Genomic DNA, 7,082 nt, shown 5'->3' with positions numbered 1-7,082 from the left:
CCGAATCGCCCGACACAGAAAGCCTGTGCGCCAGCGCATGACTCCAGCCAAACCCCAACCCGCAATCCACGTCCACCGCACTGGTGCGGTACAAGCGCGTCCACTCGAACGACAAGATGCCATCCAGCGCGCCGTCGGTCAGGGTCAGCAGTTCCTCGCCGGTGACCATCGATACGGGGCAACCGTGAGTAACGGTCTTGTCCGCAGAAGCCGCCGCATCGCCCTTCGGGTTGGACGCCACGGCAGGCACATCATCCACCGGCTCCTGGCGCACCAACGCCGTACGCTGCGTTTTGTTGCGAACCATCGGCACGGGGTTCGAAACCAGATGCTCGCCAGCCTTCAACGGCGCCACCGGCACTGCCTTGATCGGCGTCGCCGCGCTGCTCAGCAGCACCGGCTTGAGCGCTTCGCTATGCCCGACCAGGCGAACTTTCCCGAACTGCTCGGCTATCTGCTCCAGCCACCTGCGCACCCGGCGCGACTTGATGCCAGCCAGCACTTTCGTGCTCATGCGCAGCACAATACCCATGCCGCCCGTCGCCAGGCCTAATAACAGGTTGATGACGACCTCGGCGCCAATCTCGCCCAGCATTTCGTTCATATAGGGCGGTGGCAGCATGCGCATCCAACTGACCAGCGCCGCCAGGTAAATGAACAGCAACGGCTCGTCGCTCAGCACCAGCAGACCCTTGGCGAGCGTCTCGGCACTTAACGTCAGTAATTTTTCAAACTCGTCTTGGGAAAAGTAATGCAGCAGCTTTTCAGCATTGGCCAGGGGGGCTGACAGCCATTGAAATAACTGCTCTACGTCGTCCCAGATTGAGTAAAGGGAGTCGCTGAAACCTCGGGCATAGGCGCCGTACAGCGAAAGGTAGCGCTTGAGGAAGTTTGCCTCGGAGTACCCCTTCCACAGGGGTTCGAAAGTGGTCCCCCACTCACTGCGCAACCAGCCTTCCAGTGACGCAATGACCGACTGATAAGAAGCGTACAGCGCCTTGAAATGCTCTGAAGAAACGTCGGGGTAGAAACTGACTCGGTACTTCAGGTTGCGATCACACTCGGTGATTTCCAGAATGCCACTGGGACCGATGATTTTATGGAGTGGGTCCCCCAGGGGACCGCCGTCTGGATCGATGCGCTGCACCACGACCGGCGTGTTGCCGATCGGCACGAATCGCGAACTCTGGAACATATGCACCAGGGTCAACGTGCCGTTGGCTGTACACGTGGCGACCGTGCTGCTGGGAAAGAGGGACCGATTGATCGGCGCTACGAGCGCTACTTCTTCTCCCACCTTGAACACTTGCTCGACATTCAGTGCCGAAAAGCTGAAAAAGCTTTGAGCCCAGGTGTCGTATGGGTGCAGGCACCCACGGAAATCGCTGAGGATGGATTCGACGTCCCGCGTCTTTGCGTCCATCGCGGCCAACACCAGGAAGCCAATGGCTTGGCTGGTTGCGTCGATCATGGGTGAGCCCTGTCGATCAGGGCTTTAACCGGAAAAACCATCTGCAATCCCTCGCACTGTTTAATCAGGCGAAGGACTTTGCAGCGGTTTTCAGAGGCGGGGAGTAGAGCTTATCCGACGGTTATGTGGGAAGTTTCAGCCAGAGTCGCAGTGAGTTCGGCATACCCACGAACCCCGGTTAGACTTGCCTGTCGATATCCCCATCGCCCGACCCGCCGTTCACCAAGGAAGCCATATGTATTCAAGCCGCCTGATCCTCTGCCTTGCAACTTTACTGGTGCTGGCCGGTTGCTCCACCTCACGCGGTCCGCAGCAACCCGAGCGCAGCGAGGCCGAGGTGAAGACGCAGATCGTGCGCCTGCTGCCGGCCAAGGTCGCGGACCGCGAAGGTTGGGCCCAGGATATCTACACCGCGTTCGACACCCAGAAGATCTACCCCAGCACCGAAAATATCTGCGCCGTACTGGCGGTGACCGAGCAGGAGTCCACCTATCAGGTCGACCCACCGGTGCCGGGCATGGGCAAGATCGCCCAGGACGAAATCCTGCGGCGTGCCGGGAAGGTTCATGTGCCGGCGTTTGTCGTGCGCAGCGCCTTGCAATTGCGCTCGCCCACCGGCAAAACCTACGCCGAGCGTTTGAATGCTGCGCGCACCGAGAAGGATCTGAGCGGGATCTTCGACGATTTCATCGGCGTCGTGCCGTTGGGCAACACGCTGTTTGGCGGCTTCAACCCGGTACACACCGCCGGCCCGATGCAGGTCAGCATCGACTTTGCGCAGAAACAGGCGCGGGGTTATCCCTACACGGTAGACGGTACGATTCGCCGCGAAGTGTTCACTCGCCGTGGCGGCATGTACTTTGGTATCGCCCATCTGCTGGGCTACCCGGTCAGCTATGACCAGCCGCTGTACCGCTTTGCCGATTTCAATGCAGGTTGGTACGCCAGCCGCAATGCTGCGTTCCAGGCCGCCGTCAGCCGTGCCTCTGGCGCCGAATTGGCGCTGGATGGGGATTTGATTCGCTACGGTTCGTTGCTGCCCGGCACCACTGAGTTGGCGGTGCGTTCGTTGGGGGCGAAACTGGATATGCGCAACCCCAGCATTCGCAGTCAACTGGAGCAAGGCGAAGCGTTGGACTTCGAGGACACCACCCTCTACAAGCGCGTGTTCGCCCTGGCTGACAAGGCTGCCGGCAAACCATTGCCACGGGCAATCCTGCCGGGCATCGTGCTCAAGAGCCCGAAGATTACCCGCAACCTGACCACGGCGTGGTTTGCCAAACGTGTGGATGAGCGCTATCAGCGTTGTATGAAGCGCTGATTTCTTGCGGCGTTTGATCGTTCCCACGCTCTGCGTGGGAATGCCGCCCCGGACGCTCCGCGTCCCGCTTTCGGCGCAGGATCCGGCACCTGCGCAAGGGTGACGCGGAGCGTCACGGGATGCATTCCCACGCGCAGCGAGGGAACGATCAAACGATCAATAAAGAAAAGGCCCGGTTTTCGTGGAACCGGGCCTTTTCCGTGTTGCTCTTGGATAATCAGCCGCGTTCAAGGGCGAGGGCTACGCCTTGGCCACCACCGATGCACAGTGTCGCCAAGCCTTTTTTGGCGTCGCGCTTGATCATTTCGTGCAGCAGGGTCACCAGCACGCGGCAGCCTGAAGCACCAATCGGGTGGCCGATGGCGATGGCGCCGCCGTTGACGTTGACCTTTTCGGCGTCCCATTCCAGCTCTTTGCCCACCGCCAGGGATTGCGCGGCGAAGGCTTCGTTGGCTTCGATCAAATCCAGGTCGCCCAACTGCCAGCCGGCCTTGTCCAGGCAGCGGCGGGTGGCCGAGACCGGGCCGATGCCCATGATTGCCGGGTCAACCCCGGCGTTGGCATAGCTGGCGATTCGTGCCAGCACGGGCAGGCCGAGAGCCTTGGCTTTAGCGGCGCTCATCAACAGCACCGCTGCGGCGCCGTCGTTAAGGCTGGAGGCGTTGCCGGCGGTGACGCTGCCGTCCTTTTTAAAGGCGGGTTTGAGCTTGGCCAGGGACTCGGCGGTGGTACCGGCACGCGGCTGTTCGTCCACGTCGAAGACCAGAGGGTCGCCCTTGCGCTGGGGAATCAGGATCGGTGTGATCTCATCGGCAAACCGTCCGGCCTCGAGGGCGGCGATTGCTTTTTGCTGGGAGGCAGCGGCAAAGGCGTCCTGCGCCTCACGGCTGATGCCGTACTTGTCCACCAGGTTTTCGGCGGTAATGCCCATGTGGTAGTCATTGAACGCATCCCACAGGCCGTCGGTGATCATGCTGTCGATCATCTTGGCGTGGCCCATGCGCAAACCGGTGCGCGCGGCGGGCAATACGTACGGCGCCAGGCTCATGTTTTCCATGCCGCCTGCGATGATCACGTCCGCGTCGCCGCAACGGATCGCCTGCGCCCCCAGGTGCAGGGCCTTGAGGCCGGAGCCGCACACCTTGTTCAGGGTCAGGCTCGGCACGGCGTGGGGCAGGCCGGCGAGAATCGAGGCCTGGCGCGCCGGGTTCTGGCCGCTGCCTGCGGTGAGTACCTGGCCGAGAATCACTTCATCGACTTCGGCCGGGTTGAGGCCGGTCTGCTCCAGCAGGCGACGAATCACCGCAGCGCCCAGTTCAGGGGCCGGGACAGTGGCCAGCGAACCCTGGAAGCTGCCCACGGCGGTGCGGGTGGCAGCAACAATCACGACGTCTTGCATGGAATCTGTCCTCACTGGAAATGCATTTCTGGAACGTGGTCCGGGACGATCAGTTTACCGGCGGTCTTGCTGACAATCTCTTCAACGCTGACGCCAGGTGCGCGTTCCTTGAGGACAAAAGCGCCATTTTCGATTTCCAGGTAGGCCAGGTCCGTCAGCACGCGCTTGATGCAGTGGGCGCCGGTCAGCGGCAGGCTGCATTGGCTGAGCAGTTTCGACTCACCGTCCTTGGACGCATGGGTCATGATCACGATGATATTTTCCGCACCGGCCACCAGGTCCATCGCGCCGCCCATGCCCTTGACCAGCTTGCCGGGAATCATCCACGAGGCGATGTTGCCCTGGACGTCGACTTCAAAGGCGCCGAGTACGGTGAGGTCGACGTGGCCGCCGCGAATCATCGCAAAGGACTCGGCGGAGGAGAAAATCGAGGCGCCGATGCGTGCGGTGACGGTTTGCTTGCCGGCGTTGATCATGTCGGCGTCAATGGTGTCTTCAGTCGGGAACGGCCCCATGCCGAGCAGGCCATTCTCCGATTGCAGCATCACTTCCATGCCGTCGGGAATGTAGTTGGCCACCAGGGTTGGAATGCCGATGCCGAGGTTGACGTAGAAACCGTCCTGCATTTCGCGGGCGACGCGTTGAGCCATTTGTTCGCGGGTAAGAGCCATGGTTGATTCCTCTTATTGTTCTGGACGTGGATTATTTGCGGACGGTGCGCTGTTCGATGCGCTTCTCGAAGGTGCCGCAGATGATCCGGTCGACGTAGATGCCAGGGGTGTGGATCTGCGCCGGGTCCAGTTCGCCCGGTTCGACGATTTCCTCGACTTCGACCACGGTGATCTTGCCGGCGGTGGCGGCCAGCGGGTTGAAGTTCTGGGCGGTGTGACGATAGATGACGTTGCCGAAGTGATCGGCTTTCCAGCCTTTGACGATAGCGAAGTCACCGGTGATGGACTCTTCCATCAGGTAGGGGCGGCCGTTGAATTCGCGGGTTTCCTTGCCTTCGGCGACAGGAGTGCCGACCCCGGTGGCGGTAAAGAAGGCCGGGATGCCGGCGCCGCCTGCACGCATTTTTTCCGCGAGGGTGCCCTGGGGGGTCAGCACCACTTCGATTTCGCCGCTGAGCAACTGCTTTTCGAACAGAGCGTTTTCGCCCACGTAGGAAGCGATCACCTTGCGGATCTGCTTTTCTTCCAGCAGCACGCCCAGGCCGAAACCGTCGACGCCGCAGTTGTTGGACACCACGGTCAGGTCACGGGTGCCTTTGCGCTTGATCTCATTGATGAGGTTTTCCGGAATGCCGCACAGGCCAAAACCCCCGGAGAGTACGGTCATGCCGTCTTCCAGGCCTGCCAGCGCTTCTTCGTAGGACGCCACGCGCTTATCGAAACCTGCCATATGCACCTCTTATTGTTTGTGGGCCAGCCAATGGACCGAGTGTTGCGCTGAAGGATTGATTTGTTAAGTTGTTTTTTAAGGTTGATTGATTTAGAAAACAGCATAGTCGATCACCCTGCGAAGTAGCCTCATGACCATTAAACAAATGCGTGCCTTCCTGGCCGTGGCCCAGAGCCTGAGTTTTGCCGCTGCGTGTGAGCGTCTGCACCTGTCCCAATCGGCGCTGAGCCTGACGATCAAAGGCCTGGAAGAAGGCCTGGGCGGGCGCCTGTTCAGCCGCAATACACGCAATGTCGCGCTGACGCCCGAAGGCGAATCCCTGCTGCCGCTGGCGCGCCGATTGATTGCCGACTGGGACAACGCCGAGGACGAACTGCGCCAACGCTTCACCCTGCAACGCGGGCGTGTAACGGTGGCGGCGATGCCGTCATTTGCCGGCAACCTGCTGCCACCGATCCTGAAGATATTCCGCGCGCGTTACCCTCAGGTGAACGTGACGGTGCATGACCTGATCAACGAGCAGGTGCTGGAGATGGTGCGCGACCGCCAGGTGGAACTGGGCGTGGCGTTCGAGCCGTCCGACGGTTCGTCACTGGCGTTCACGCCCTTGTACCTGGACCGGTTTATCGCCGTGGTACCGGGCGATTCGCCTTTGGCACAGGTGGCCGAGATCGACTGGAAAACGCTGCTGGAGCAACCCTTCATCACCCTCCAGCGTCCATCGACGGTGCGGGTCATGCTGGAAGAGCACTTGGGCGCCTTGCAGATGAAACTGCCTGTGGCGCTGGAAAGCCATCAATTGGCTACGGTGGGCAAGATGGTTGCCAGCGGCTTGGGGGTCAGTGCTGTGCCGGCATTGTGCGCACGGCAGATGGAGGAGGCGGGCGCCCGTTGCATCACCTTGACCGGCCCGGTGATCGAGCGGCCCATTGGCGTACTGACCAAGCCTGGGCATGAACTGTCGGCAGCGGCGCAGGTGCTGTTTGATATCTTCAAAGATGAAGCGGGGAAGGGGCGGTTTCCAACTTTTTGAGTACACCACATAATAAAAGTGGGGACTGGCACGCCAGCCCCCACATTAGAACAACTACTTAGTAGTAACGATCAATCACTTTAACTTGCGAGCTGTCTTTGAAAGACGCCCAGGCATTGTTAAGTGTGTCGAATACCTGCTCGATGAAGTTGTGATCGGCCGCCGCTTTCTTGCCGACATAACCCTGGCCGCGACGGTACATCTTCAGGCGCGCCGCCAGTTCACGGTGATTGCGGTCGAACTCGGCTTCCTCGGTGTGAGGCGCTACGCAGTCAAGTTGAACTTCGCCCGATTTGCCAATCCACAGGATATGGTCGTCGAGTGTGTCTTTCTGCGCGGCAAACATCTCAGCCAGTTCATCAATAGTAGGTTGGTTGTTCAGATTCATGTGTAAGCCCCTTGACCAGTTGGCGATCTATCAATTGATTCGTTAACACTTCAAAGTTGTCTCCGGCTC

7 protein-coding genes are annotated in these 7,082 nt (G+C 60.3%); 2 read left to right on the top strand and 5 right to left on the bottom strand.

Annotated elements, in window-relative coordinates; genetic code table 11:
• On the bottom strand, positions 1-1,471 hold a 1,471-nt coding region (locus BFP90_RS25735; protein ID WP_256097515.1), incomplete at its 3' end, for a DUF6531 domain-containing protein.
• Between the two features lie 235 nt (positions 1,472-1,706).
• Here BFP90_RS25735 and BFP90_RS25730 point away from each other — a divergent pair.
• A complete protein-coding gene (locus tag BFP90_RS25730; RefSeq protein ID WP_065895514.1) occupies positions 1,707-2,792 on the top strand; it encodes a DUF1615 domain-containing protein in 1,086 nt (361 codons plus the stop codon).
• Between the two features lie 217 nt (positions 2,793-3,009).
• On the opposite strand, the gene BFP90_RS25725 is transcribed toward BFP90_RS25730, so the two are convergent.
• Genes BFP90_RS25725 through BFP90_RS25715 form a run of 3 tightly spaced genes read right to left on the bottom strand, consistent with a single transcriptional unit; the run spans position 3,010 to position 5,592 of the window.
• Positions 3,010-4,191 (bottom strand): acetyl-CoA C-acetyltransferase, encoded by a 1,182-nt coding sequence (locus BFP90_RS25725; protein WP_065898297.1) that lies wholly within the window; start codon positions 4,189-4,191, stop codon positions 3,010-3,012.
• Between the two features lie 11 nt (positions 4,192-4,202).
• Positions 4,203-4,862 carry a CoA transferase subunit B gene (locus tag BFP90_RS25720; RefSeq protein ID WP_057725646.1) on the bottom strand — a complete coding sequence of 220 codons (660 nt, stop codon included), beginning with the start codon at positions 4,860-4,862 and terminating at the stop codon, positions 4,203-4,205.
• A 31-nt stretch (positions 4,863-4,893) separates the two neighbouring features.
• Positions 4,894-5,592 carry a CoA transferase subunit A gene (locus BFP90_RS25715; RefSeq protein ID WP_057725645.1) on the bottom strand — a complete coding sequence of 233 codons (699 nt, stop codon included), beginning with the start codon at positions 5,590-5,592 and terminating at the stop codon, positions 4,894-4,896.
• Between the two features lie 130 nt (positions 5,593-5,722).
• On the opposite strand from BFP90_RS25715, the gene BFP90_RS25710 reads away from it, so the two are divergent.
• The gene (locus tag BFP90_RS25710; RefSeq protein WP_065898296.1) at positions 5,723-6,625 is read left to right on the top strand and encodes a LysR family transcriptional regulator; all 903 of its coding nucleotides are present in this window, start codon (positions 5,723-5,725) and stop codon (positions 6,623-6,625) included.
• Positions 6,626-6,683: 58 nt separating this feature from the next.
• Here the strand turns inward: BFP90_RS25710 and BFP90_RS25705 are convergent, their stop codons facing one another.
• Entirely contained in the window at positions 6,684-7,013 is a 330-nt protein-coding gene (locus BFP90_RS25705) for a hypothetical protein (protein WP_065898295.1), read from the bottom strand.
• Between the last annotated feature and the right edge of the window lie 69 nt (positions 7,014-7,082).

The sequence above is a fragment of the Pseudomonas sp. 24 E 13 genome (assembly GCF_900004715.1).
Classification (GTDB): domain Bacteria; phylum Pseudomonadota; class Gammaproteobacteria; order Pseudomonadales; family Pseudomonadaceae; genus Aquipseudomonas; species Aquipseudomonas orientalis_A.
Note: the sequence above shows the minus strand (reverse complement) of the source record. Positions and strands in the feature narration are given on the sequence as shown.

Bases quoted from the DNA above. Each gene is read 5' to 3' on its own strand.
- BFP90_RS25715 (WP_057725645.1), bottom strand. From the start codon at position 5,592: ATGGCAGGTTTCGATAAGCGCGTGGCGTCCTACGAAGAAGCGCTGGCA.
- BFP90_RS25705 (WP_065898295.1), bottom strand. From the start codon at position 7,013: ATGAATCTGAACAACCAACCTACTATTGATGAACTGGCTGAGATGTTT.
- BFP90_RS25720 (WP_057725646.1), bottom strand. From the start codon at position 4,862: ATGGCTCTTACCCGCGAACAAATGGCTCAACGCGTCGCCCGCGAAATG.
- BFP90_RS25725 (WP_065898297.1), bottom strand. From the start codon at position 4,191: ATGCAAGACGTCGTGATTGTTGCTGCCACCCGCACCGCCGTGGGCAGC.
- BFP90_RS25730 (WP_065895514.1), top strand. From the start codon at position 1,707: ATGTATTCAAGCCGCCTGATCCTCTGCCTTGCAACTTTACTGGTGCTG.
- BFP90_RS25710 (WP_065898296.1), top strand. From the start codon at position 5,723: ATGACCATTAAACAAATGCGTGCCTTCCTGGCCGTGGCCCAGAGCCTG.